Origin of the sequence: Chelativorans sp. M5D2P16, assembly GCF_034427935.1 — a bacterium.
Lineage (GTDB): Bacteria > Pseudomonadota > Alphaproteobacteria > Rhizobiales > Rhizobiaceae > Chelativorans.
The window spans coordinates 11,753-35,994 of sequence record NZ_JAXQNM010000042.1 but is presented as its reverse complement, the minus strand read 5'-3'; the positions used below and the strand labels follow the sequence as shown (position 1 = coordinate 35,994).

Annotated in this window: 25 protein-coding genes; 21 read left to right on the top strand and 4 right to left on the bottom strand. The window is 62.5% G+C overall.

Going from position 1 to position 24,242, the window contains the following annotated elements; translation table 11 throughout:
* Positions 1–50 precede the first annotated feature (50 nt).
* Genes SIN08_RS22395 through SIN08_RS22375 form a run of 5 tightly spaced genes read left to right on the top strand, consistent with a single transcriptional unit; the run spans position 51 to position 4,491 of the window.
* Positions 51–539 carry a TRAP transporter small permease gene (locus SIN08_RS22395; RefSeq protein ID WP_322453834.1) on the top strand — a complete coding sequence of 163 codons (489 nt, stop codon included), beginning with the start codon at positions 51–53 and terminating at the stop codon, positions 537–539.
* A complete protein-coding gene (locus tag SIN08_RS22390; RefSeq protein WP_322453833.1) occupies positions 529–1,845 on the top strand; it encodes a TRAP transporter large permease subunit in 1,317 nt (438 codons plus the stop codon). The genes SIN08_RS22395 and SIN08_RS22390 overlap by 11 nt, the downstream gene beginning before the upstream one ends.
* Before the next feature lie 12 nt (positions 1,846–1,857).
* A complete protein-coding gene (locus tag SIN08_RS22385; RefSeq protein WP_322453832.1) occupies positions 1,858–2,019 on the top strand; it encodes a hypothetical protein in 162 nt (53 codons plus the stop codon).
* Between the two features lie 4 nt (positions 2,020–2,023).
* Positions 2,024–3,757 carry an L-arabinonate dehydratase gene (gene araD / locus SIN08_RS22380; RefSeq protein WP_322453831.1) on the top strand — a complete coding sequence of 578 codons (1,734 nt, stop codon included), beginning with the start codon at positions 2,024–2,026 and terminating at the stop codon, positions 3,755–3,757.
* An 8-nt stretch (positions 3,758–3,765) separates the two neighbouring features.
* Positions 3,766–4,491 (top strand): ribonuclease activity regulator RraA, encoded by a 726-nt coding sequence (locus SIN08_RS22375; protein WP_322453830.1) that lies wholly within the window; start codon positions 3,766–3,768, stop codon positions 4,489–4,491.
* Between the two features lie 59 nt (positions 4,492–4,550).
* On the opposite strand, the gene SIN08_RS22370 is transcribed toward SIN08_RS22375, so the two are convergent.
* On the bottom strand, positions 4,551–5,519 hold the full coding sequence (locus SIN08_RS22370) for a LysR family transcriptional regulator (RefSeq protein WP_322453829.1): 969 nt from the start codon (positions 5,517–5,519) through the stop codon (positions 4,551–4,553).
* A gap of 243 nt (positions 5,520–5,762) precedes the next feature.
* On the opposite strand from SIN08_RS22370, the gene SIN08_RS22365 reads away from it, so the two are divergent.
* From SIN08_RS22365 to SIN08_RS22345, 5 genes are all read left to right on the top strand, one after another.
* Positions 5,763–6,746: a TRAP transporter substrate-binding protein gene (locus SIN08_RS22365; protein ID WP_322453828.1), complete on the top strand. Its 984-nt coding sequence runs from the start codon at positions 5,763–5,765 to the stop codon at positions 6,744–6,746.
* 60 nt (positions 6,747–6,806) lie between these two features.
* Complete coding sequence (locus SIN08_RS22360; RefSeq protein WP_322454058.1) at positions 6,807–7,601, top strand: Asp/Glu racemase; 795 nt, start codon at positions 6,807–6,809, stop codon at positions 7,599–7,601.
* The gene (locus SIN08_RS22355; protein WP_322453827.1) at positions 7,598–8,101 is read left to right on the top strand and encodes a TRAP transporter small permease; all 504 of its coding nucleotides are present in this window, start codon (positions 7,598–7,600) and stop codon (positions 8,099–8,101) included. The genes SIN08_RS22360 and SIN08_RS22355 overlap by 4 nt, the downstream gene beginning before the upstream one ends.
* 9 nt (positions 8,102–8,110) lie before the next feature.
* Positions 8,111–9,391 carry a TRAP transporter large permease gene (locus tag SIN08_RS22350; RefSeq protein WP_322453826.1) on the top strand — a complete coding sequence of 427 codons (1,281 nt, stop codon included), beginning with the start codon at positions 8,111–8,113 and terminating at the stop codon, positions 9,389–9,391.
* A 75-nt stretch (positions 9,392–9,466) separates the two neighbouring features.
* Positions 9,467–10,453, top strand: a complete 987-nt coding sequence (locus tag SIN08_RS22345) for a glyoxylate/hydroxypyruvate reductase A (RefSeq protein WP_322453825.1) — start codon at positions 9,467–9,469, stop codon at positions 10,451–10,453.
* 175 nt (positions 10,454–10,628) lie between these two features.
* Here SIN08_RS22345 and SIN08_RS22340 read toward each other — a convergent pair whose 3' ends face one another.
* Positions 10,629–11,282: a FadR/GntR family transcriptional regulator gene (locus SIN08_RS22340; protein ID WP_322454057.1), complete on the bottom strand. Its 654-nt coding sequence runs from the start codon at positions 11,280–11,282 to the stop codon at positions 10,629–10,631.
* Between the two features lie 448 nt (positions 11,283–11,730).
* Here SIN08_RS22340 and SIN08_RS22335 point away from each other — a divergent pair, with 448 nt between their 5' ends.
* From SIN08_RS22335 to SIN08_RS22315, 5 genes are all read left to right on the top strand, one after another.
* Entirely contained in the window at positions 11,731–12,717 is a 987-nt protein-coding gene (locus SIN08_RS22335) for an ABC transporter substrate-binding protein (RefSeq protein ID WP_322453824.1), read from the top strand.
* 122 nt (positions 12,718–12,839) lie between these two features.
* Complete coding sequence (locus SIN08_RS22330) at positions 12,840–13,658, top strand: ABC transporter permease (RefSeq protein ID WP_416208120.1); 819 nt, start codon at positions 12,840–12,842, stop codon at positions 13,656–13,658.
* On the top strand, positions 13,655–14,461 hold the full coding sequence (locus SIN08_RS22325; protein WP_322453823.1) for an ABC transporter ATP-binding protein: 807 nt from the start codon (positions 13,655–13,657) through the stop codon (positions 14,459–14,461). Before SIN08_RS22330 ends, SIN08_RS22325 begins: the two co-directional genes overlap by 4 nt.
* Positions 14,462–14,465: 4 nt before the next feature.
* Positions 14,466–15,218: an ABC transporter permease gene (locus tag SIN08_RS22320; protein ID WP_322453822.1), complete on the top strand. Its 753-nt coding sequence runs from the start codon at positions 14,466–14,468 to the stop codon at positions 15,216–15,218.
* A gap of 2 nt (positions 15,219–15,220) precedes the next feature.
* The gene (locus SIN08_RS22315; RefSeq protein ID WP_322453821.1) at positions 15,221–15,937 is read left to right on the top strand and encodes a fumarylacetoacetate hydrolase family protein; all 717 of its coding nucleotides are present in this window, start codon (positions 15,221–15,223) and stop codon (positions 15,935–15,937) included.
* Positions 15,938–16,025: 88 nt separating this feature from the next.
* Here SIN08_RS22315 and SIN08_RS22310 read toward each other — a convergent pair whose 3' ends face one another.
* Together SIN08_RS22310 and SIN08_RS22305 are read right to left on the bottom strand one after the other, a co-directional pair.
* Entirely contained in the window at positions 16,026–16,457 is a 432-nt protein-coding gene (locus SIN08_RS22310) for an SgcJ/EcaC family oxidoreductase (protein ID WP_322453820.1), read from the bottom strand.
* Positions 16,458–16,542: 85 nt separating this feature from the next.
* On the bottom strand, positions 16,543–16,875 hold the full coding sequence (locus tag SIN08_RS22305) for a hypothetical protein (RefSeq protein ID WP_322453819.1): 333 nt from the start codon (positions 16,873–16,875) through the stop codon (positions 16,543–16,545).
* Between the two features lie 548 nt (positions 16,876–17,423).
* Between SIN08_RS22305 and SIN08_RS22300 the strand changes: the two genes are divergently transcribed.
* From SIN08_RS22300 to SIN08_RS22275, 6 genes are read left to right on the top strand one after another with little or no spacing between them, the layout of a single operon-like run.
* On the top strand, positions 17,424–18,839 hold the full coding sequence (locus SIN08_RS22300; RefSeq protein ID WP_322453818.1) for a mannose-1-phosphate guanylyltransferase/mannose-6-phosphate isomerase: 1,416 nt from the start codon (positions 17,424–17,426) through the stop codon (positions 18,837–18,839).
* A 23-nt stretch (positions 18,840–18,862) separates the two neighbouring features.
* Entirely contained in the window at positions 18,863–19,849 is a 987-nt protein-coding gene (gene gmd / locus SIN08_RS22295; protein WP_322453817.1) for a GDP-mannose 4,6-dehydratase, read from the top strand.
* A gap of 22 nt (positions 19,850–19,871) precedes the next feature.
* A complete protein-coding gene (locus SIN08_RS22290; protein WP_322453816.1) occupies positions 19,872–20,831 on the top strand; it encodes a GDP-mannose 4,6-dehydratase in 960 nt (319 codons plus the stop codon).
* 16 nt (positions 20,832–20,847) lie between these two features.
* On the top strand, positions 20,848–21,633 hold the full coding sequence (locus SIN08_RS22285) for an ABC transporter permease (protein ID WP_322453815.1): 786 nt from the start codon (positions 20,848–20,850) through the stop codon (positions 21,631–21,633).
* Positions 21,630–22,874: an ABC transporter ATP-binding protein gene (locus SIN08_RS22280; RefSeq protein ID WP_322453814.1), complete on the top strand. Its 1,245-nt coding sequence runs from the start codon at positions 21,630–21,632 to the stop codon at positions 22,872–22,874. Before SIN08_RS22285 ends, SIN08_RS22280 begins: the two co-directional genes overlap by 4 nt.
* Complete coding sequence (locus SIN08_RS22275; protein WP_322453813.1) at positions 22,871–24,238, top strand: FkbM family methyltransferase; 1,368 nt, start codon at positions 22,871–22,873, stop codon at positions 24,236–24,238. Before SIN08_RS22280 ends, SIN08_RS22275 begins: the two co-directional genes overlap by 4 nt.
* Positions 24,239–24,242 lie beyond the last annotated feature (4 nt).

Below are 24,242 nucleotides of genomic sequence, written 5' to 3'. Positions count from 1 at the left end.
TGTCCGGGGGATGCGCGATGAGGCGCGCTCTTGCTTCCTACGCGGGGTACATGGACAGGTTCAGCGTCTTCATCGGCCAGGCCTGTTCGGTTCTCCTTTTCACCTGCGTTGCGGTTTCCGCCTTCGAGGTGGTGATGCGCTACGGCTTCGATAGCCCGACGGTGTGGAGCATCGAGCTGGCGATGGCGCTTTGCGCGAGCGCCTGGGTGCTTTCGGTCGGATATGTGACCCAGCGCAACCGCCACATCTCCATCACCATGCTGGAGCTGCTGGTCGGTCCGCGTGTCTGGCGCCTGTTCCGTCTCTTCCAGATGCTGATATCCATCGGCGCCGTCTTCGTTCTCACGCTGGCGCTCTGGGATCCGGCAATGAAGGTGTTCGAGCGGCCCGAGCGCTCCGGCACCGCGATGAACTCGATCCAGCCGAGCTATCTCAAGGTCCTGCTCGTCGTCGGCTGCGTTCTCTACCTGCTGCAGCTCCTGGCGAATGTCGTTCGGTGGGCGCAGCGCACCGAGGGGGAGGTGGACGGTGGGCATTGAGACCATCACCCTTCTCATCGTCCTTGCGCTGCTGGCGCTCATGGCGCTCGGCGTGCCGCTGGGCATCACCACGCTCACCGTCTCGCTGGTCACTGCGATCCTCTATTTCGGCGAGCGCGCAGGCTTCTTCATCGTCGCCGCGAACGTCACCGAGGTCCTGCACAAATACGAGCTCATCGCCGTCCCCTTCTTCGTCTTCATGGCGAATGTGCTGGAGCGCTCGGGCATCGCCAAGTCGCTCTTCGATTCCATGGCCATCATGGGCGGGCGCTTTCGCGGCTCGGTCGCCGTCCAGACCTGCATCGTCGCGGTGGTCCTTGCCGCCATGTCGGGCATCATGGGCGGCGAGATCGTCATGCTCGGGCTGATCGCCCTGCCGCAGATGCTGCGACTCGGCTACGACCGCAAGCTGTCGATCGGCATCATCTGCGCCGCCGGGGCGCTCGCCACCCTCATCCCGCCGTCCGTGGTGCTGATTATCTACGGGCTTGCCGCGCAGGTCTCGATCACAAAGCTTTTTGCGGCCTCGGCCGTGCCGGGCCTGATTCTGGCGTCGCTCTACATCACCTACATCCTCGTTCGCGTGCGCATCAGTCCCGAGATGGCGCCTATCTACGACATCCCCGAGACCGGCCTGCCATTTATCAAGCGCTTGAAGTTCCTGAAGGGCGTCATCCTGCCGGGCCTTTTGATCGGCGCCGTCCTCGGCGTCATCTATTCCGGCGTGGCCACGGTCACCGAGGCAGCCGCCATCGGCGCCGTGGGGGCTCTGTTCGTTGCCGCGGCGCGCAAGGAACTCACCTGGGTGATGGCGCGCGACGCCATGCGCCAGACCGCGCTCACGGTCGGCTCGATCATCTGGCTCGTGCTCGGCGCTGTGTCGCTGATCGGCATCTACAACCGGATCGGCGGCGGCGACTTCCTGCGCGGGGTGCTCACGTCGCTGGACATCGCGCCGATCTGGGTGATCGTCGTCATGATGCTGATCGTGATGGTGCTCGGCACCTTCCTCGAGTGGATCGCCATCATCTTCATCACGGTGCCGATCTTTGCGCCGGTGGTGGTCGATCTCGGCTTCGATCCGGTCTGGTTCGGTGTCCTCTTCGCCATGAACATCCAGATCTACTACCTGTCTCCGCCCTTCGGACCGGCCTGTTTCTTCCTCAAATCGGTGGCGCCGAAGAGCGTGGAGCTGCAGGAGATATTCGCCGCCGTCCTTCCCTTCATCGCGCTGCAGGCGGTAGGCCTGTTCCTGGTCCTGTTCTTCCCGGACCTGGCACTGTGGCTTCCCGCCATGCTGGATTGAGGAGGTGCTGAAATGAGCGACCCTGAACTGACCCGGCAGGACGAAGAGATCTCGGCGGCCGCCTTCAGCGACGAAGAGGAGCGGGACCGGCATGATTTCGGAAACCGGCCGGAGGCGGCGGGTGTCGTCCTGACGCTCTTCGTCGTCTGGCTCATCTTTGCGTTTACTGGATAGGACAATGCCCACACGTGACCCCAAGCGACTGCGTTCGGCACGCTGGTTCGCCCCCGACGATCTGCGCAGCTTCGGACACCGCTCGCGCATGATGCAGCTCGGCTACGCGGAGGAAGACTTTCGCGACCGGCCGATTATCGGCGTGCTCAGCACCTGGTCGGAGCTGAACACCTGCCATTCGCATTTCCCCGAGCGCGTGCAGGACGTGAAGCGTGGGGTTGCCCAGGCGGGCGGCTTTGCCGTGGAAATGCCCGCCCTCTCGGTGGACGAGAGCTTCACCAAGCCGACCTCCATGCTCTACCGCAACCTGCTTGCCATGGAGACGGAGGAGATGATCCGCTCCCATCCGCTCGACGGCGTCGTGCTGATGGGCGGCTGCGACAAGACCACGCCCGGCCTCGTCATGGGCGCGCTGTCGGCCGGCGTGCCGACGATCTATCTGCCGGCCGGCCCGATGCTGCGCGGCAACTATGCCGGCAAGGTGCTCGGCTCAGGCTCCGATGCCTGGAAATACTGGGACGAGCGCCGCGCCGGCAACATTACCGACGACGAATGGCTGGGCATCCAGGCGGGCATCGCACGCTCGGCCGGTACGTGCATGACCATGGGCACGGCCTCGACCATGACGGCGATCGCCGAGGCGTTGGGGCTTTCGCTGACCGGCGCTTCCTCGATCCCGGCCGTCGACTCCGGCCACCAGCGCATGGCCGCCGCATGCGGGCGGCGGATCGTCGAGATGGTCTGGGACGAGGTGACGCCCGACAGGATCGTCACGGAGGCCGCCTGCCGCAACGCGGCGACCGTCGCCATGGCGACCGGCTGCTCCACGAACGCCGTCGTTCACCTGATCGCCATGGCACGGCGGGCCGGCGTGCACCTGACGCTCGACGATCTGGACGCGCTCGGCCGGACGACGCCGCTCATCGCCAATGTCCGCCCAGCCGGCAAGGAGTACCTCATGGAGGATTTCTACTATGCGGGCGGCCTGAGCGCGCTGATGAAGCAGATTGAGAACCGGCTCGACTGCTCCGTCATGACCGTCACCGGGAAGACCCTGGGAGAGAATCTCGAAGGCGTGCAGGTCTACAACGAGGACGTCATCCGACCCCTGTCGAACCCCGTCTACCATGAGGGCTCGCTGGCGGTGCTGCGCGGCAATCTCTGCCCGGACGGCGCGGTGATGAAGCCCGCCGCCTGCGATCCGAAATTCCACGTCCACGAGGGCCCGGCTCTGGTATTCGACAGCTATCCGGAGATGAAGGCGGCCGTCGACGACGAAACCCTCGACGTCACGCCCGATCACGTCATGGTACTGCGCAACGCCGGTCCGCAGGGCGGCCCGGGCTTTCCCGAATGGGGCATGCTGCCCATTCCGAAGGCCCTGATCCGGCAGGGCCACCGGGACATGCTGCGCATTTCGGATGCGCGCATGTCGGGCACGTCCTACGGCGCCTGCATCTTGCACGTGGCGCCCGAAAGCTACATCGGCGGGCCGCTCGGCCTCCTGAAGACGGGCGACATCGTTCGTCTCGATCTGCCCAACCGGCGGCTCGACATGCTGGTGGCCGAGGACGAGCTCGCCCGCCGGCGGGAAGCCTGGGCGCCGCCGGCGCCGCGTTTCGAGCGCGGCTACGGCTACATGTTCTCGCAGCACGTGACCCAGGCCGACCAGGGCTGCGACTTTAACTTTCTGCAAACCGACTTCGGCCGCACCGCCGGCGAACCGGACATCTTCTGAGGGATCCCATGACCGACTACATCCTTTCCGACGAAACGCGCACCAAGCTCAAGACGGTCTCCACCGCCTCCATCGCCACTGCCCTCTACAAGCGCGGCCTGCGCAAGCAGTTCATCCAGGACGTGGTGCCGGTGAGCCCCAAGAAGGAGAACATGGTGGGGCAGGCCTTCACTTTGCGCTACATCCCCGCGCGCGAGGACCGAAACCCCATCACCGTCTTCCGCAACCCCGATCATCCCCAGCGCGTGGCCATCGAAGAATGCCCACCCGGCCATGTGCTGGTGATGGATGCGCGCAAGGATGCCCGGGCGGCCACCGCCGGCTCGATCCTCCTGACGCGGCTTGCCCTGCGCGGTGCGGCCGGTGTGGTGTCGGACGGCGGGTTCCGCGATGCCGAGGGGATCGGTGCGCTGGATATGCCCGCCTACTATGCCAAGCCTTCCGCGCCGACGAACCTCACATTGCACGAGGCGCTCGACCTCAACGTGCCGATCTCCTGCGGCGATGCGCCGGTATTCCCGGGCGACGTGGTGGTCGGTGACGGTGACGGCGTCATCGTCATCCCGGCCCATCTGGCCGACGAGATCGCCGAGGAATGCAGCGGCATGGAAGCGTTTGAGGCCTTCGTGCTCGAGGAGGTCAAGGCCGGTGCGCCGATCATCGGTCTTTATCCCTGCACCAAGGAAGAGAACCAGAAGAAATTCGATGCGTGGCGGGCGAAGACCGGGCGCTGACAGTCCCGGCGCACCCGGTCAGGCCGCTGCTGGAAACGAGCGGCCTCAGACCGGTTTGCTCAATATACAGCTTCGGCGCGCCGTGCCTTTGCATCGAGACTCATGAGATGCGTGTCCGAGTGGAACATGCCGCCGGGCGCGAAGGCCTCCTCGAGGAAATGCGCGAATGTCTGCACCGCGGGGCGCATCCTGCTGCGACCGAGATGGAGGCACATCACCTGCACGGCCGGCAGCTTCTCGACGATGGGACGGGCCGTGACGAAGCTCCCGTCATAGGTGAGCGAGGTGCCGGGCAGCGCATTGTGGATCGTGTAGCCGCAGCTGCGGCCGACCAGCCCCCTGATCAGCTCGTATGATTGCGATCGGTAGATGATCTTCGGCAGCACGCCGCAGGTCATGAAGAGGTTCATGAAATAATCGCGCGAGTGCGGCAGGTCGAGCAGGATGAAGGGCTCGCCCGCGACCTCCTTCAGGCTCACTGCGGGTTTCGAGGCCGCCGGATGGTCCGCCGACAGAAGGAGATAGGGCGGCAGATCGATCAGCCGCTCGCCCTCGATCTCGCCGGGCAGTGCGTAGGCGTAGGCCAGCGCCAGTTCCGTGCGCCCCGTCAGAAGATCCTCCACCACTTCCTGCTGGTTGCCCTCCTTCAGCCGCACGGTGATCCCCGGCATCCTGGTCGCGAACTCCGACAGGAGTCCGGGCATGTAGCGTGTAGCGAGCGTGACGAACGCGCCGACGGTGATCTCGCCCGTCATGCTGGCGCCCAGGGAATCGATGCTGCGCTCGAAATCCCGCGCCTGCTTGAGCAGGAGCCGGGCCTCGTTGACGAAGCGCCGTCCGGCCACGGTCGGCGTGACGCCGCGGGCGTGGTGGCGCACGAAAAGCTGGATGCCCAGGGCCTCTTCCGCGGCATTGAGTGCGCTCGAAATCGACGGCTGGGAGATGTTGAGTTGACGCGCGGCCTCCGTCATCGCGCCGGTGTCGGCGATCGCTACGATGTATTTGAGGGTCCGCAGGGAGAACTGCATAGACCCAGCCTATCACAAACAACGAATAATACTATTTTAATTATGCAAGGGCGTGCGGCAACATGTCTGTATGCGCCGACGAACGGCCCGCCAAAGCGGCTCCGGTTGTCTGTCTGGGACATCAGGTAGAGATTGGTCGCACGTTGGGACCGATTGCATCGTTGCCGGAAAATCGGCGCTGAGAGCGTGAGCGGACTTAACCCGCCACAGCTTCGAATGCAAACCATAAAAGGGGAATGAAGAATGGGAATCCTGGGCAGAAAAGTACTTGGACTTGCGGCCGCGGCAGCCCTCGCGCTCTCCGCGCACGGAGCGGCCGCGCAAACGGAGTTGCGCCTCGCCGTCGAAACGACGCCGGGTGATCCCTTGAACGTGATGCTGACGCATTTCCGGGATGCGCTTTCAGAGAGTGCCGGCGACGAGGTGACGCTCGACTTCTATGAAGGCGGCGCACTCGGCGACGAAGTCGCATTGATGGAGATGATCCGTGTCGGGGAGGCGGATGTCGTTCCGCTCGGATCGGACGTGGTGCAACTCGACGAGAAGTTCGCCATCTTCGATGCGCCGTTTCTGTTCGGCTCCAAGGAGGATGCTCGCGCGGCGCTGGACGGTGAGCTCGGAGACATCCTGGCCGAATCCCTGCGGGAAAAAGCCAATCTCCAGGTCCTCGCCTTCGGAGAGCTCGGATTCCGGGCCATCAGCAACAATGTCCGCCCGATCGAGACTCCCGACGACCTTCAGGGCCTGAAGCTGCGCACGCCGGGCAGCGAGACCCGCATCATGGCCTTCGAAATGCTCGGTGCGGCACCGACGCCGATGTCGCTCGGCGACGTCTATGTGGCGCTGCGCCAGGGTGCGCTCGACGGGCAGGAGAACCCGCTGTCGGTGATCAAGGAGTTCTCGCTGCACGAGGTGCAGGACTACATCTCCCTGACCAACCACGTCTATTCGCCGATCACGCTCGCCATGAACGGCGACACCTGGGACAGCCTGTCCGAAGACCTGCAGGCCAAGGTGGTCGAGGCCGCCAAGATCGGAGCCGAGGCGACGCGCGAACTTTCCGAGGAGAGTGACAACAACCTGATCTCCGAGTTCGAGGAAGCCGGCGTTGCCGTCAACGAGCCGGACATTGCCGCCTTCAAGGAAGCCGCCGCGCCCATCCATGAAGAGATCGGCCAGATCGTCACGCCGGAATTCATGGCGAAGGTCGTCGAGCTGACGCAGTAGCAAGGCGCAAGCTCAGACCGGAAAGACAGGCGAGACGTCCCAGGGAGGTTTGACGTGGCAATGGACAACAACAGCGCGCGGCAACCCGTGTTCCGCTATGACGGAAACGGCACGCGTGCCCGGATCGGCTTGATCTTCATGGCTTCCAGCATCGTGATGGAATCCGAAATGTGGGCGATGGCCGCGCCGGGCGTGGCGGTCCATACCACCCGCATCAAGCTTCCCAAGGTAACGGTCGAGGGCATCGAAGAGATGATGAATGCCCCCGAACTCAAGCAGGCGGCGGAGCTTCTGGGCTCCGCCCCCATCGACGTCTTATGCTTCGGCGGCACCAGCGCTTCCTTCCTGCACGGCACCGCCTATGACCATGGGCTGATCGAAAAGCTGAAAAGCTGGGCGCCCGGCCCGAAGGTCACCACCGCCTCGACCGCCACGCTCGCCGCGTTGGCGAAGGTCAAGGCGGGCCCGGTCGCGTTGGCCACGCCCTATGTGGACGGCGTCCATGCGCGTGCCATCCGTTTTCTGGAGGAGAACGGACACAAGGTCGTCTCACATAGCAATCTGGGCATCGACAGCGACCAGGCATTGGCCGAAGTGCCGATTTCGAAGGTCTACGACCTCGTGCGCGCGGTCGATACGCCGGAAGCCAGCGCCGTCTTCATCAGCTGCACGAATTTCTGGTCGGTGGGCGCCATCGACGCGCTCGAACAGGCGCTCGGAAAGCCGGTGGTTTCGGCCGTACAGGCCTCCTTCTGGCATTGTCTGGAAATTGCCGACGTCAACGGCGCCAAGCCGGGCTACGGGTGCCTCTTCGACGGCCGCGTCGCTGCCGACCCGGACGAGGGCCGAACATGAGCCGGGTTTCGGAAATCGAGGCTTTGAAATCGGAAACCGTCGTCCGCCGGAACTGGATCGAAGCCGGTATCACCGTGGCCCTGGAATGGGCGGCGACGTTCCTGATCGGCACGCTCACCGCACTGGTCTTTGCCAACGCCGTCGGCCGCTATTTCCTGGCCAAACCGTTGCCGTGGACGGAAGAGATGGCCATCAATCTCCTGATCTGGATCGCCGGTGTGGGGATCGTGCTGGCCGGGATGCGCCAGAGTCTCATCTGCTGCAACATTCTGTCCGAGCGTATGTCCGGCCGCCAGATGCGCGTGCTCGCGGCTTTCTGCGCGCTCCTTGGGGCCGTCGTCATGGCCTATCTCTCCTGGCTGACTTGGCGCTACATCGGAAAATTCGGCGGCGATCTCTCGCCGATCCTGAAAATTCCGAAATATGTCGGCATCTCTGGGCTGTTCTTCGCGACGGCCGGGCTGACCGCCACGCTCCTTCTCTCGATCTTCAAGCGCTGAGGTCAGGTCATGCTCCTCCTCGCACTTGCCACCATCCTCACCCTTTGCACCCTGGCCGTGCTCGGGATGCCGATCATCATATCGCTCGCCACCTCGGTGGTGGTCTTCCTTCTCCTGAGCGGCGGGTGGGACCTTGCCATCCCACAGCAGACCCTGAGCGGGATCACGGACTACATCCTCGTCACCCTGCCGCTGTTCATCCTGGCCGGCGGCATCATGAACGCCTCCGGCATCGCCGACAGGCTCTTCGCCTTCGCGAGCGCCATGTTCGGCTGGCTCAGGGGCGGCCTTGCGCATGTCAACGTGGCGGTCAGCCTCATGTTCGGCGGCATGATCGGCACCTCGGTGGCGGACCTTGCCGGAAGTGGCTCGATCGTCATCCCCAAGATGAAGCAGAACGGTTATCCGGGTCCCTTTTCGGCAGCGCTGACGGCGACGTCCTCCGGTATCGGTATTCTGGTCCCGCCGAGCTCGCCGATGATCCTCTATTCGGCGGTGACGGGGACGTCGCTGGGCGCGCTGTTTCTCGCCGGCCTGATCCCGGGGCTGCTGCTTGCGGCGGTCCTGATGCTGGTCGTGTCGATCCTCGCGCGCCGGCACGGCTGGAAGCCGATGCAGGGCTTCGCCTGGAGCGAGCTCATACGTACCGGCAGGCAGGCGATCCTGCCCATGGGCCTTCCCACCCTGGTGCTCGGCGGCCTCGTCTTCGGCCTCTTCACGCCGTCCGAGGCTGGGGCGTTCGCCGTCGCATACGCATTGTTCCTGGCCATGGCCATCTATCGCACGCTCAGGCTCGCCGATCTGCGCCGGGTGACCGTGGAAGCGGTGGTGCTCACCGGCGAGGTGCTGATCGTGGTCGGCTTTTCAGTGGCGCTCGGTTGGGCGCTGTCCCAGGCGCGGGTCCCGGTCGCCCTTTCGGACGGGCTGCAGTATCTCTTCCCCTTCGATTCGAATGTCGTCCAGATCTGTCTGCTGCTGCTCCTGGCGCTGATCGCCGGCATGATCCTCGATCCGCTGATTCCGATGATCATGCCGGTTCTGCTGCCCTCGCTCCTGATGCTCGATGTCGATCTGGTTCACTTCGGCGTGCTGATCGTCGTCACCGTCGTCATCGGCCAGATCACGCCGCCGGTGGCGCTGGCGCTTCTGGTGGCAGCCCGAATCGGCCAGGAGGAAGTGGTCTCCGTGATAAGGGCCAACACGCCCTTTCTGATCGGCCTCGTCATCTTTCTCTTCGTGCTGATCCTCTTTCCCAGCCTGTCGACATGGCTGCCGAGCTTCATGAAGTAACAGTGCCCGGCCGGCATTCCCGCCGGCCGGCGCACCCAATCGAAAAATATCGTCGCCGAATTAAGGGAGGACATCATGTCTGACGTCATCAATTCGCCTGTGGCTCGGGGGCAGGGCCGACCGGCGGACGACCTGGGGGCTCTCGTCTTCTACTCCGAGTTCGACGAGCCGGAGCCGTGGGCTGAAGCGCTGCAGCAGTTGCTGCCCGCGCTCGACTTTCGGGTGCATCCGGATATCGGCAACCCGGACGATGTGCGCTACGCACTCGTCTGGCGGCCGAAGCCGGGCTTCTTCCGGGATTTCAAGAATATCCGGCTTGTCGTGAATCTCGGTGCCGGGGTGGACTCTCTAACAAACCGCGACGACCTGCCGGACGTGCCGATCTCGCGTTTGTCGGATCCCGGCATGGTCGCCCTGATGCGCAGTTATGTCCACTTCGCCGTCATCCGCTATGCCCGCGACATGCCGGAGTTCGAACGCGCCAAGCAGCGCCGCGATTGGCATTATATCCACCCGCGGCCGCTGCATCACACACGTGTCGGTATCCTGGGGCTCGGCGCGCTGGGTGCGGCGGTGGCGGAATCCCTGGCCGGACTGGGCTTCGACGTGCGTGGCTGGGACCATGCGGCCAAGCAGGTGCCTTCCGTCACCTGCTTTCACGATCCGAAGGACTGGCAGCGTTTCGTCGGGGAATTGGACATCCTGGTAAACATGATGCCGCTGACCCCGCAGACGCGGAAATTCATCGGCGCCGAACTCTTCGACCGTCTGCCGCGCGGTGCCAAGTTCGTGAACGCCTCGCGGGGTGAGGTGGTTGAAGAGGATGCGCTTGTGGCGGCCCTGCGCAGCGGCCATCTGGGGGGTGCCACGCTGGACGTGTTCGAAAACGAACCCCTGCCGGGCGACCATCCCTTTTGGGAGATGGAAAACGTCTACATCACGCCGCACCTTGCAAGCATCACCGTGCCGGAAATGGCCTCCCGTGACGTGGCCGAAAGCATCCGCCGCGTGCATCAGGGGCAGGACCCGCTGCACCGCATCGATCCGCGGAAGGGCTATTGAGCCAGGATCGGCTGGTACGGTGCGCAAGCGCCCGGTGGAAGCCGGTTTTCCGGTTGGAATTGCGTGGAATCAAATGGTTAGATCAGTTCACCGTTTCCGTGAAGGTGAACTGATCTAGCGTACGAAGCCCTTGCGCAAGCCTGAAGGACACGCGGCGCTGTGGCAGCGGCTGAACTCAGTCTCCGGCGAAGTCGCGCTCGATCAGGTTGCGCTCCACCGCGCGCAAGTGCAGGTACATGGCGCGGCCGGCACTCTCCAGATCACGGCTTTCGATCGCTTCGATGATGCGGTCGTGCTCGGCAAAGGAGTGATGGTCCTCAGGAGGCCGGTCGGTGTTGGCGCGCAGGAGTCCCCAAACGACGGCACGGCGCACCGCATTGAGGGCGTCGAAAAGAGCCAGGAGCAGCCGGTTGTCGGTGGCTTCGGCGATGCAGCGGTGCAGCTCGTTGTCGGCGGTCTCGTACTGTCGCCAGGTGGTGGCCTTGTGCGTCCGGCGCACGCAGCGCCGCAAAGCTTCGAGATGCTTCGACGTGGCGTTCAGCGCCGCCTCGCGGGCGATGATCGGCTCTATAAGGAGGCGGGTCCGCATGACCTCGGCCGGATTGGTTTCGCGATCGATCTCGGCGAGGCTCATGACCTCCATCTTGCGGGCGCCGATGAAGGTGCCCTTGCCGACATGCCGCCACAGATGCCCCTCGGCTTCGAGCGTGGCGAGCGCCTTGCGCAGATCGCCACGCGAGACGCCGAGGATGACGGCCAGTTCCCGCTCCGGCGGTAGCCGCGTGTCGGGCGGGAAGTCGTGTCGCGTCAGCCATGCGCGCAGTTGCACGAGTGTCGCGTCATGGGGGGCGTGAGCTTCGCCCGTGCTCTGGACGTTCGCCTCCGGCTCGCTGTTCCTGTCCGTTTCACCGCGCAAAGCCTTGTTCCCTTGCCCTTACTTGTTTAACCAATTCAAATTGGTTCAAGCACCCTAGGAATATCGCGCTCCCTTGTCAATCGGGAGCGTTACCAGCTCATAGGGTCAACGGCAGTTTCACGTCGGTTTTGCTCTTTGCCACTACCGGTGCCGCTTAGGGCGGATATTCGGCTGTGGGCAGCTGTTTCTCCCATGATGAAAACAGCGAAAACAGCGGGATGTCTCCTGTTGACCTATAACCAATCGTGTGTTTTCATCTAACCAATATGAAAATTGGCCACGGTATTGGAGGTGTCGTGGCCGCGCCGGCACTGCCCGGCACCGCCCGGCCGTCTTCGGGCAGTTCACAGGGAGGATCGCAATGACAATTTCACGCCGAACATTCACAACACTTGCGGGCGGTGCCTTCGCCCTTGTCGCCACGGCCTTCACTTTGCCGGCAGCCGCTCAGGACGACTCGATCCACGTCGCCATGGGCGATGTCGCCAGCGTCGAAAGCCTTGGCCTGCTGATTGCCATGGAGCGCACCAAGGAGCGGGGTGTGCCCATGGAGATCACCTTCTTCAACTCCGAAGACGTGGCGACCCAGGCTGTCGTCGGGGGCCAGGCCGATGTGGGCGTAGGCGCGCCCTATGCCTTCATCCAGAACTCGGGGGCGCCGATCCGCATGTTCTACCGCATGAGCACGCTCCTCTTCTTCCCCGTCGTCAATACGGAAGTCTATTCCGGCTGGGAGGACCTCGACGGGCAGGAGGTGACCGTCCATTCACGCGGCTCCGGCACCGAGGCGCTGATGCGGCTGATGGAGAAGGTGCACGGGATCGAGTATTCCAACATCAGCTACGTGCCCGGCTCGGAAGTGCGCGCCGGCGCCATGCTGCAGGGCACGGTCAACGCCTCGATCGTCGATGCGGCGGCGTTCCGTTTGCTGCAGGATCAGGGCGGCGGCAAGTTCGCGCGGCTGCCGCTGGAAGGCGTCAACGCCACCGACGAGGCTCTCTACGGCAACACCACCTTCCTCGAGGAGCGTGCCGACGATGTGACCGTCTTCGTCGAGGAGCTTTTGCGTACCTGGCAGGATATCAACGACGATCCAACGATCGTTGCGGAACTGCGTGAGCAATACGGCCTTCTGCCCGACCTGCCGGAGGAAGCGGCCGCCGATATAACGCCCTTCTACCAGGAGGTTGTCGAGAGCGGCATCTTCCCCACTGACGGCGGCGCGCCGGAAGATGCGCGCGACGATCTGGAGTTCCTCGCCGCGGCCGGTCAGGTGGAGGTGCCGGGCGAGGATTTCGACCCCGGCATGTATTGGGACTTCACCGCGCTCGAGGCGGCGAAGAACTAGGACGGATGGTGCCGGCCCGCAGTACCTGCGGGCCGGCAACCGCGCCGCCTGACGTCTCGCGCGCCCGGCGATATGCGCGGCGCGGTCTCCCGCCTTCGCGGCCCACGGAACGGTATTTCGACATGACCCAAACAGCAGCCGTCGCTTCCGCCCGTCGCCGGGACAGGCCCGGCCTTATGCAATGGCTGGGCGAAACGACGCTCTTCTGGAAGATTCTTTCGGTCGTGCTTTTCGCGACGACTTGGGAAATCGCCGGCCGCACCGGGTTCAACTTTTCCTTCCCGACGTTCCTGGAAACGGCCACGGCCTTCTTCGAGATGGTCGCCGATGGGTCCATGGGTGCGGCTTACTTGCGTACCGCCGAGCCGCTTTTGATCGGCCTCGCATTCTCCATCGTCGTCGGTGTCTCTTCGGGTATTGCCATGGGGTTGCGCCAGGACGTCGAATGGTTCTCGCTGCCGCTCTTCATCGTCATGCAGGCCGCGCCGATGAGCGCGCTCATTCCGCTCGTCACCTTCGTCTACGGCATCGGCCTGACGGCCAAGGTGCTCGCCGTCGTCATGCTCGCCCTGCCGGTGATCGCGATGAACAGCTACAAGGCCGTGCGCAACGTGCCGCCGTCGCTCATCGCCATGTGCAGCTCCTTCATGGGCAGTCGCCGCCAGCAGGTCCTGCAGATCATCCTGCCGGCGGCGAGCCCGATGATGTTCGCTGGCCTGCGGCTCGGCGTGGCGGAGGGTTTTTCCGGCGTGGTCCTGGCCGAACTGCTGATCACGCCGACCGGCATCGGCGACCTCATCACCTTCCATCGCTCGGTGGCGAATTTCGCCCACATGTACGCGACGATCGTCTCGATCGTGCTCGTGGCGATCATCACCGTCGGTTTCCTTCAATGGGTCGAAGGCAAGCTCTTCCGGCCCGAGAAACGGAGTTCCGCATGAACCTCGCCCTGGCCAGAAACGATATACCGTCAGATCGCATGCAGTCCACCGATCCGATCATCCAGGTCCGCGGCGTCTCCAAGACCTATGGCGACGTTCAGGCGCTCGAGAACATCGATTTGGAATTCGAGGCCGGGCACCTGACAAGTCTCCTCGGTCCCTCGGGATGCGGGAAGACCACGCTTCTGAAGATCGTCGCCGGCCTGTTGGCGCCGACCGCCGGTGATGTGTTGGTGAAGGGAAAGCCCGTCGAAGGGCCCGGTCCCGAGCGCGCCTTCGTCTTCCAGGATTTCGCCCTGATGCCCTGGGCCTCGGTGCTGGACAACGCCGCTTTCGGCCTGAAGATGCATGGTGTCGGCAAGGCCGAGCGGGAAGAGCGGGCCCGCCACTACATCAATGAAGTCGGGCTCACCGGGTTCGAGGGCAAGTATCCGCACGAACTGTCCGGTGGCATGCGCCAGCGTGTCGGCCTGGCGCGGGCTCTGGCGGTCAATGCCGACGTGCTCTTGATGGATGAGCCCTTCTCGGCGGTCGACGAGCAGACCCGCCGCAAGTTCCAGGAAGATCTGATAAGGCTGCGCGAGGTGGAGAAGAAGACGTTTCTCTTCGTGACTCACTCGATCGAGGAGGCGGTCTACGTCTCCGACAGGATCGTTCTTCTCTCGCCGCGTCCGGGTCGCCTGTCGCAGATCATCGAACCGCAGGTTCCGAAGGACATCGATCCCGACGATCTGCGCCGCGATCGTGTCTACCTCGATACGGTCGAGGAGATCTGGCACGCCATCAAGCAGTATGTGGAATGAGCGGATGACGTTGTTCGGCAAAAAACTACCGATGATGAGTTCGCTCATCGTCTGGCTGATCCTCTGGGAAATCATCGGCCGGTTCGAGCTCCTGATGCTGTTCCCGCCCTTCAGCGAGGTGCTGATGGCCCTCGGCGACGTCGTCACCTCGAGCAGTTTCGCCGAGGCGATACGGATCACGGCTGTTTCCTATGTCGGCGGTCTGGCGCTGGCGCTCGTGGTGGGAATACCGATCGGCATCGCCATGGGGCTGGTTCCGGCGATCGACAAGCTCTTGAACATGTGGGTCAACACCTTCCTGTCGGCACCGCTTTCCGCGCTCGTGCCGATCTTCATGATCCTCTTCGGGCTGGGCACGCCGACGGTGATCGTGACCGTCTTCATGTTCGCCGTCTTCATCATCATCCTCGACGCGCGCGCCGGCGTGCAGAACATCTCGTCCTCGCTTCTGGAGATGTCGCATTCCTTCGGCGCCTCGCGCTTCGAGCGCGGCAAGATCATCGTGCTTGCCGCGCTGCCGGAAATCCTCGCCGGGATCCGCCTCGGCATGATCCGCGGGGTGAAGGGCGTCGTGATCGGCCAGCTTCTGGTCTCGATCATCGGTGTCGGCGCCCTGTTTTCCCTCTACCAGCAGAACTTCCTGATGGCGCATTTCTGGGCCCTGATTCTGCTGTTGTTCGCCTTCGCCCTCACGCTCGCCGAGCTGGTGGCGCGCCTTGAAAAACGCATCGAGTACTATGCAGGAGTCAGGAGCTGACGATGTCCGAAAGTGCCCTCAAGAAGACCAACCAAGAAGCCTATGTGATCGCGCCGCCGGCCATTGTCGCGCTGCCGGTGGAGGGGAGCGATCAGCTCTTTCCCGTCAACAGGGTCTTCTGCATCGGTCGAAACTACGCCGCCCATGCTGTCGAGATGGGTCACGATCCGGACAAGGAGCCGCCCTTCTTTTTCCTGAAGAGCGCGGGCAACGTGGCTACCGGCGGCGAATTTCCTTACCCGAGCAAGACTTCCGACGTGCATCACGAGATCGAGATGGTCGTCGGGTTGGCAAAAGGTGGCGTCAACATTTCCGTCGATAACGCCCTCGACCATATCTACGGCTACGGCCTCGGCCTCGACATGACGCGCCGGGACCTGCAGGCGGAGGCAAAGAAGCTGGGGCGCCCGTGGGAGGTCGCCAAGGCGTTCGAGAAATCGGCTCCCTGCGGGGCGATCGTGCCGGCCTCCAGGATCGGCCATCCGAGCGAAGGCGCGGTGACCCTCGATGTCAACGGCGAGCGCCGCCAAGCCGGAGACCTGAACCAGATGATCTGGAAGGTGCCGGAAATGATCGCCATTCTTTCGGACTATTTCGAGTTGCAGCCGGGCGACCTGATCATGACCGGCACGCCTTCGGGCGTGAATGCTGTCACAAGGGGCGACACCATGGTCGGCAGGATCGAAGGTGTGGGAGAGATCTCCGTGCGCGTGGTCTGATCCCGGCCCGCTTGCCATCGCCCGGTTGCAATCGGGGAGGCTGGCGGGGCGCCGTTCGCGGCGCTCCGCTTCGCCAGTCTGTCACCCGTCAGTCGGCATGGATATGCGTGACGTCCTGGCGAGCATCCATGTAGATTTCCGAGAGGATCTTCCACGAGCCGTCCAGTTGCCGGGCGATGAGCTTGAGTGAATAGTTGTGGCGAACCGGCAAGGTGCCGCCGTCCACCGTGCGCTGCCCCTTGACTTGCGTGTAGATTTTTGCGGCGACCACGTCCTCGCCCACCGCACGGACCGAGACCTCCGGTTCTCCGACGAGCTCTCCATTGGAAAAATTGGTGTCGGCGAAGAGCTCCTCCAGGTAGGCAACAATGTTGTCGCGCCCCTTGATCGTGCGGCCGAAGGCGTTGGTCCAGTCGGCGTCCTCGACGTAAACCTCGCGCATGAGCGCGGCGTCGCGCGTGGCAAATGCCCGATACTGCGTCATGAGCAGCGATTCGATAGGGTTTTCGTCTGCGCTCAATGCACCGCTCCCGTTATTGAATGTGGGTAGCCGGATGCCTAACACAGCATCGTGCAGTTTCAAGCGGGAGGGGGTGCAGGCGGCCTCAGGCCGCGCTTTCGCAGCCTTGCCTGCGCAAGGAGTGGTTCATGGCGGCGATCCTGCCGCGGGCCTTCCCCGCCTCGCGCGCCGTCCTTGACCGCATGTCGGGCAGGATCGAGCCGAGCGGCGGATGGTTCCGGATCCACTCCGCCCACCTCTGGTCGATCTCGGCGTCGCGCGGCAGGCCGAAGCGGCTGGCTTCCTGGTCTCGTAGAGCGGTCAGTTCCCTGCACGAATAGCGGTCATAGGGAATGGACGAGACGACCTCGTTCAGCGTCGCCTTCGTCACGCTTTCGCATCCGGTAAGCAGACCGATCACGGCGAAGAGCGCGCCCACCCTCGCACCGCGTGATCTTTGCTCTAGGGATCGGATGCCGGTTCCGGGCAAGGTGCTTCTCCTCTGAAATCGCGTGACAGGCAATCGGCTCGGTCAAATCCTTCCGCCGTGTGGCGAACGGTCTTCGTTATCCCGCAGCCCGTCAGCAGGGCAGCGAGCACCACCATTTTGACGATGTAAGACATGTTAGCCACCAATCATTTCATGCATTGCCTGGAAAATCCCCACGCTGGCGCCAACCGGGTTGCGGCGATGAGCGCCGCCTGATCCTTGCGCCACGGTGATTCGTTGCCGTGTCGACCGATCAGTTGGGCGCCTGGTGCGGTCGGCAGACAAACCGGAGTCACCCTTGCGACCATGGGTGAAAACACAAAACCAGCCTATTGACCATCGCCCAGAAGACAGTATTTTCCGCGCGATCTCGGCGTCGGCATTCAAATCTGATGATTGCCAGAAAAAAGCCCTACAAGAGTATTAGCGACTTCGACTTGTCGTAAAAGCTGGTGTCCGTGAAAAGCATCAGCGCACGTGCAAATTTGAGGGGACAGATGACGATTGTTCCGGTAATTATCAGCGGCGGTGCGGGCGCGCGGCTTTGGCCGCTCTCCCGAGAGGCGCATCCCAAGCCGTTCATCGAACTGCCCGAGGGCGGAACGCTGATCGGCAAAACCTATTTGCGGGCCACGGCACTCGCCAATGTGGATGAACTGATTACCGTCACCAGCCGTGATTCGCTGTTCCTTACGGTGGACGCTTATGCCGAGGCGGGTGAAGCCGCGTGCAAGAACACGTTCCTGCTGGAGCCGGTGGGGCGCGACACGGCAGCCGCCGTTGCGCTCGCCTGCGTTCATGCGGCTGAGACGCTTGGCGGTGACACGCTTCTCCTCATTCTTCCGGCCGATCACCTGATTCAGGACGAGGTATCGTTCAGCGCGGCTGTCGAAAAGGCGGCCTCCCTGGCAACAGAGGGGGCGATCGTCACTTTTGGGATCAAGCCCGACCGCCCTGAGACGGGCTACGGCTACGTCGAAGCGGAGGACGGGAAAGTCCTGCGTTTCGTTGAGAAGCCCGACGCTCAGACGGCTGCGGACTATATGGAAAGCGGCCGTTTCTTCTGGAATTCGGGCATGTTCTGCTTTAGCGCCGAGAGCATGTTGAAGGCCTTTTCGGCCCATCGGCCTGACATATTGAGCGGTGCGCGCGCAGCCTATCTGGCCGCGCGGCGCAGCGATTCCTCCGATCGTGTGGTTTACGAGATCGACAAGGAGACCTTCGCCGAGACGCCCGCCACCTCGATCGACTATGCGGTGATGGAAAAGGCGGACAATATGGCCTGCGTTCCGGTCGATTGCGGCTGGTCGGACATCGGCTCCTGGTCCGCGGTGGCCGAACTGCTGGAACCGGACGAGAAGAACAACCGGGCGACGGGCGAGACGATCCTGGAGGACACGACCAACTGCTTCGTGCATGCCGAGGACAGGCTGGTAGGCCTTGTCGGCGTTTCCGACCTGCTTGTCATCGACACGCCGGATGCGTTGCTTGTGGCCGACAAGGGCAAGGCCCAGCAGGTCAAGTCGGTCTTCAACCGCCTGAGATCGCAGGGGCACGAGGCGGCCAAGCTTCACCGTACCGCGCACCGCCCCTGGGGCACCTACACGGTGCTTGAGGAAGGGGACCGCTTCAAGATCAAGCGCATTGAGGTGAAGCCGGGGCACCGGCTTTCCCTGCAGGCCCACCACCACCGCTCCGAGCACTGGGTGGTGGTGTCGGGAACGGCACGCGTGATGAATGGCGACCGAGAGGTCCTGCTGTCCACCAACCAGTCGACTTACATTCCCTGCGGGCACAAGCACCGGATGGAAAATCCCGGCATCCTGCCCCTCGTCCTGATCGAGGTGCAGAGCGGTGAGTATCTGGGTGAAGACGACATTGTCCGGTTCGAGGATGTGTACGGGCGGACCTAACTCACAAAAGCAGAGAGTTCCTAATGAAGAAAGTGACGCTGATCACCGGGGTGACCGGGCAGGACGGGGCCTATCTATCCAAGTTCCTGCTTAATCAGGGCTATGAGGTCCACGGACTGTTGCGTCGCAGCGCATCTGCCGATGTCGTCGATGCTCGTCTGAAATGGCTCGGCATCAACGGCAAGATCAAGCTCCATGACGGCAATCTCACGGATCTTTCGGGCCTTATTCGCGTCATGCAGGAGGTCCGGCCTGCCGAGGTCTACAATCTCGCGGCACAATCTTTCGTCAAGTCGTCCTGGCAGCAGCCGCTGCTGACGGGGCAAGTGACCGGAGTGGGCGCGGCCAACATGCTGGAGGCCGTCCGTATCGCCTGTCCGGAGGCGCGCTTCTACCAGGCGTCTTCGTCGGAAATGTTCGGGCTTATCCAGGAGCCGGTGCAATCTGAAACGACGCCATTCTATCCGCGCTCTCCCTATGCGGCTGCAAAGCTCTATGCGCACTGGATGACGGTGAACTACCGGGAAAGCTTCCATATGCACGCTTCGAGCGGCATTCTCTTCAACCATGAATCACCGCTGCGCGGCATCGAGTTTGTCACGCGCAAGATCACCGACGGCGTGGCTCGTATCAAGCTTGGGCTTGAGAAGACCCTGGCGCTGGGTAATCTTGACGCAAAGCGGGACTGGGGGCACGCGCGCGATTACGTGAAGGCCATGTGGCTCATGCTGCAGCAGGATAAGCCCGACGACTATGTGATCGCGACCGGCCGAACGGCTTCCGTCCGTGAGTTCTGCCAGCTGGCCTTTGGCCATGTGGGGCTGAAGATGGAAGACCACGTCGTCGTGGACGAACGGTTCCTGCGGCCCGCTGAGGTGGACGTTCTCTTGGGAAATCCGGCCAAGGCGAAGCAGAAGCTGGGTTGGGCGCCGGAGACCTCGTTGGAAGACCTCGTCGGCGAGATGGTTGAAGCGGATCTTCAACGCCTGAGAGGTCAAGAGCATCTGTAAGCGCATTACAGAGGCAGGCTCTATGCATGTTCTGATCACCGGAGGAGCAGGGTTTGTAGGATCGCATGTGGTGCAGGCGTTGCGGCAGGTCTTCGGCGATCGGGCCGACCTTATCGTGACGTCCAAGGGTGCGGCCCATGCGGATGCAAAAGGACTGCATACGCTTGATGTTACCGACCGGGAGGCCGTGCGGGGGGCGATCGAACATTGGCAACCCGCGCATGTGATCCATCTGGCGGGGGTTGCCGCGCCGCGAGCGGCCGCGGCCGACCCGGATCTGGCCTGGCGCGTCCATGTTTTCGGCGCACTCAATCTCGCGCACGCCATTCTGGACAAGGCCCCGCATTGTCAACTGGTTCATGTCGGCTCCGGCCTCATCTATGGCGATAGCGCCCGCGCGGGCGTGCCTCTTGACGAGAGTGCGGTTCCGGCGCCGCTGGACGACTATGGTGTGACCAAAGCAGCCGCGGATCTCGCTATCGGCGCTTTGGCGCAGCGGGGTCTGCGGTCGGTCCGCTTCCGGCCCTTCAATCATACCGGGCCGGGGCAAAGCGAAGACTTTGTCGTGCCGGCCTTCGCCATGCAGATCGCCCGCATTGAAGCGGGGCTCGCCGAGCCGGTGCTGCGTGTTGGCAATCTCGATTCCGAGCGTGACTTTCTGGACGTTCGCGATGTTGCGCTTTGTTATGCCCTTGCTGTAGCGAAAGCGGATTCGATCGAGCCGGGAACGATACTGAACGTTGCCTCCGGAAAGGCCCTTCGCATCGGGAGTATCCTCGATATGCTTCTCTCCCTTGCGACCTCCAGGATAAAGGTCGAGCCGGACCCCGCGCGCATGCGGGCGAGCGACATTCAGCGCGTCGTCGGCGATGCCAGCAGGGCACAGAACCTCCTTGGATGGAAGCCAAGCTATCGGTTCGAACAAACTTTGGCCGATATCCTCGATGATAGCCGTCATCGCGTCGCGGGGCAGGGTCTGTAAGAAAGAGAGAAGGGACATGCTGAGCGCGCTCTGGCGTTATCGATATTTCGTGATGGCCTCGATCGTCGGGGAGTTGAGAGGGCGTTTCGCGCGCTCGCGGCTGGGCCTGCTCTGGTCGATCCTGCACCCGCTTGCGCAGGCGGCCATCTTCGCGCTCGTTCTGGCGGAGGTTCTCGGCGCGAAGCTCGGCGGCATCGACGACAAGGCCGCCTATCCGATGTACCTCTTGGCGGGAATGGCCGCGTGGACGCTGTTCAGCGAGATCGTGAGCCGCAGCATGACGGTCTTCATCGAATATTCCGCGACACTCAAGAAGATCGCCTTTCCAAGAATCTGCCTTCCGGTGATCGTGTGGGGAAGCGCGCTGGTCAACCATGCGCTGTTGCTGGTGGCGATCGCCGTGGTCTTCCTGTTCCTGGGCAAGGTGCCCGGCGTGGCCTGGCTCGCGCTGCCGCTCGGCATTCTGTTGATCTCCGTCTTCGCCTTCGGCCTGGGCATGCTGCTCGGCGTCTTCAACGTCTTCGTGCGCGATATCGGCCAGGCGGTGGGCGTCGTCCTCCAGCTCTGGTTCTGGCTCACCCCGATCGTCTATCCCGTCTCGGTCGTGCCGGATCATCTGCGCTGGGTGATCAACCTCAACCCCATGGTTCCGCTGGTGGAGATCTATCACGAGGCAATGGTGTTCGATCGCTGGCCGGATTTTGCGCCTCTGATCGTCCCCGTGATCCTGTCGGTCGTGCTGCTCGTCCTGTCGTTCATGGTCTTTAAACGCGCCAGCCCTGAACTGGTGGATGCGCTATGAAACCGGTCGTGCTTCATGTTGAGGATGTCGGCAAGTGCTATGCGGCCTATTCGTCCAATATGGCCCGCTTCGCCTCCTGGTTCGGCGCCAAGGTGCGCCCGGTCAGCGAATCCTGGGCCGTGCGCGACGTCGGTTTCACCCTGAACCGCGGCGAGGCGCTGGCGCTGATCGGGCAGAACGGCGCCGGCAAGAGCACGCTGCTCAAGCTGATCACGGGCACGGTGCGGCCGACGACGGGCCGCATCTCCGTTGCCGGGCGCATCAGCGCCATCCTGGAGCTGGGGCTCGGCTTCAACCCCGAATTCACCGGCCGGCAGAATGTCTACCAGGCGGGCGGCCTGATGGGGTTTTCCCAGGAGGAGCTCACCCGCCTCATGCCCGAGATCGAGGCCTTCGCCGAGCTCGACGAATATTTCGACGAGCCCCTGCGCGTCTATTCCTCCGGCATGCAGGCGCGCCTCGCCTTCTCGCTGGCGACCGCCGTGCGGCCGGAGGTGCTCATCGTCGACGAGGTCCTGTCCGTCGGCGACAGCTATTTCCAGCACAAGAGCTTCGACCGCATCCGCCGGTTCAAGGAGGAGGGCACGGCAATCCTCTTCGTCACCCACAGCATGGGCGACGTGCGCGCCCTGTGCGAACGGGTCATCCTCCTCGACCAGGGAAAGGTTCTGCGCGACGGCGCCCCCGACGAGGTGGTGGACTACTACAACGCGCTGATCGCCGAAAAGGACAACGCGCGGCTCACCGTGGAGCAGCGGCGCGAAAGCAACGGGTGGCAATACACGCGCTCGGGCACGTTCGAGATTACAGCCAAGAAATTTGAATTGCTCGATGCCGAGACGCGCAAGCCCGTCGCGACGGCCCGTGTGGGGCAGAAGTTGGCGCTGCGGCTCGTGGCAATGGCGGAATCAGACATTCCACAGCTCGTGTTGGGTGTCATGCTGCGCGACCGCACCGGCCATATAGTCTGGGGCACGAACACTTGGCACACGGAGCAGATCCAGAGGGAAATCAGGAAGGGTGACGAAGTAGAGTTCACGCTGAGCTTCACCTGTAGCCTCGGCCCGGGTTCCTATTCCTTCTCACCGGCGCTCACGAGCTCCGACACGCATCTCGTGAACAATTACGAATGGCAGGACAACGCCGTCGTGTTTGACGTGTTGAATGCGGACCGGACCTTCTTCGTCGGTAGTTCCTGGCTGGACGCGAAATTCACTGTTGATCATCGGGTCGAAGCGTGACGATAACCTCCTACGCACAGAATTTAGAAGACGTCATCCTGTGGCGCGCGCTGAAGCATGTTGAGAACGGCTTCTATATCGACGTAGGCGCGCAGGACCCAGTATTTGATTCTGTTAGCCTTGCATTTTATGAGCAAGGCTGGCGCGGAGTCCATGTAGAGCCATCCACTGATTTTGCTAATAAGCTCCGTGTCGCGCGCCCCGACGAAGAAATTATTGAAGTAGCAGTCGGCGGGACGAACGGCGAGATACGTTTTTTTGAAATCCCTCAAACTGGTCTCAGCACAGGGGATGAGAATGTGGCACGTCAGCACGAGGAGAGAGGTTATACCGTAAGACCTATTCTGGTCCCGTGTAGACCACTTTCCACCATCCTGGATACATACAAGGGCCGTGAAATTCATTGGCTCAAGATTGACGTGGAGGGGATGGAAGAGAATGTAATAAACAGCTGGGAGCCGTCAAAGGTGCGGCCATGGATCGTTGTAGTAGAGAGTACAAAGCCTACTACGGCAGACCCGAGTCATGCCGGGTGGGAATCGAAACTCCTATCTATGGGGTATGATTTTGCATATTTTGATGGTCTAAATAGATTTTTCATTAGTAAAGACAATGTCGATATAAAGAGTGTTTTTGGACCAGGTCCAAATATATTTGATAACTTTTTGATAGCTAACGATGCCTATTTCTCTCCACGCTTCAGCACTCTAAAAATAGCTGAAGAAGAGCTTTCGAATGAGCGAAATTTGAGGGCTGTTCTAGAGCAGGATCTGGCAGATGAACGGCGTGCCAAAGGGGCAGCCGAGCAGGATCTGATAGCTGAACGGCGTGCCAAAGGGGCAGCCGAGCAGGAGTTGGCAGCTGAACGGCGCGCCAAGGGAACAGCCGTGCAGAAGTTATTTTCCGTACTTGACGCCAAGCAGGTTGCAGAGCAGAGCGCTCATGAGTGGAAAGAAAATGCTGAACGCCTGTCCGAAGAACTTCACAGCGTCTATAGGAGCCGCTCTTGGCGTCTCACCAAGCCGTATCGATTTGCCGGCCGATCGCTAGGACGGATACGTTCGCTGCTGCGGGATACCATCAAGACCCGCAGTGTCCGACCGGCAATGCGAGCGTGCGCAATGCTGGGCCTTACTGTCGTTAGGCGTTACCCTTCGATCAAAATGATCCTCCTCAAGAGCATGCAGCCTTTTCCAAATTTTAGTGGACGATTGGGCTTGTTTGCCGCCAGGAACCCTCCAACTGGCCTATCGCCTCAGATTGAAGGCACACATGGGCAACTGAAGTGGGCAAACGCATCGCGACGTCTAAAGAAGCGTCGCGACAGCCGCGTGGCTGATGTACTATCTCAAATCCGCGAATAAAAAA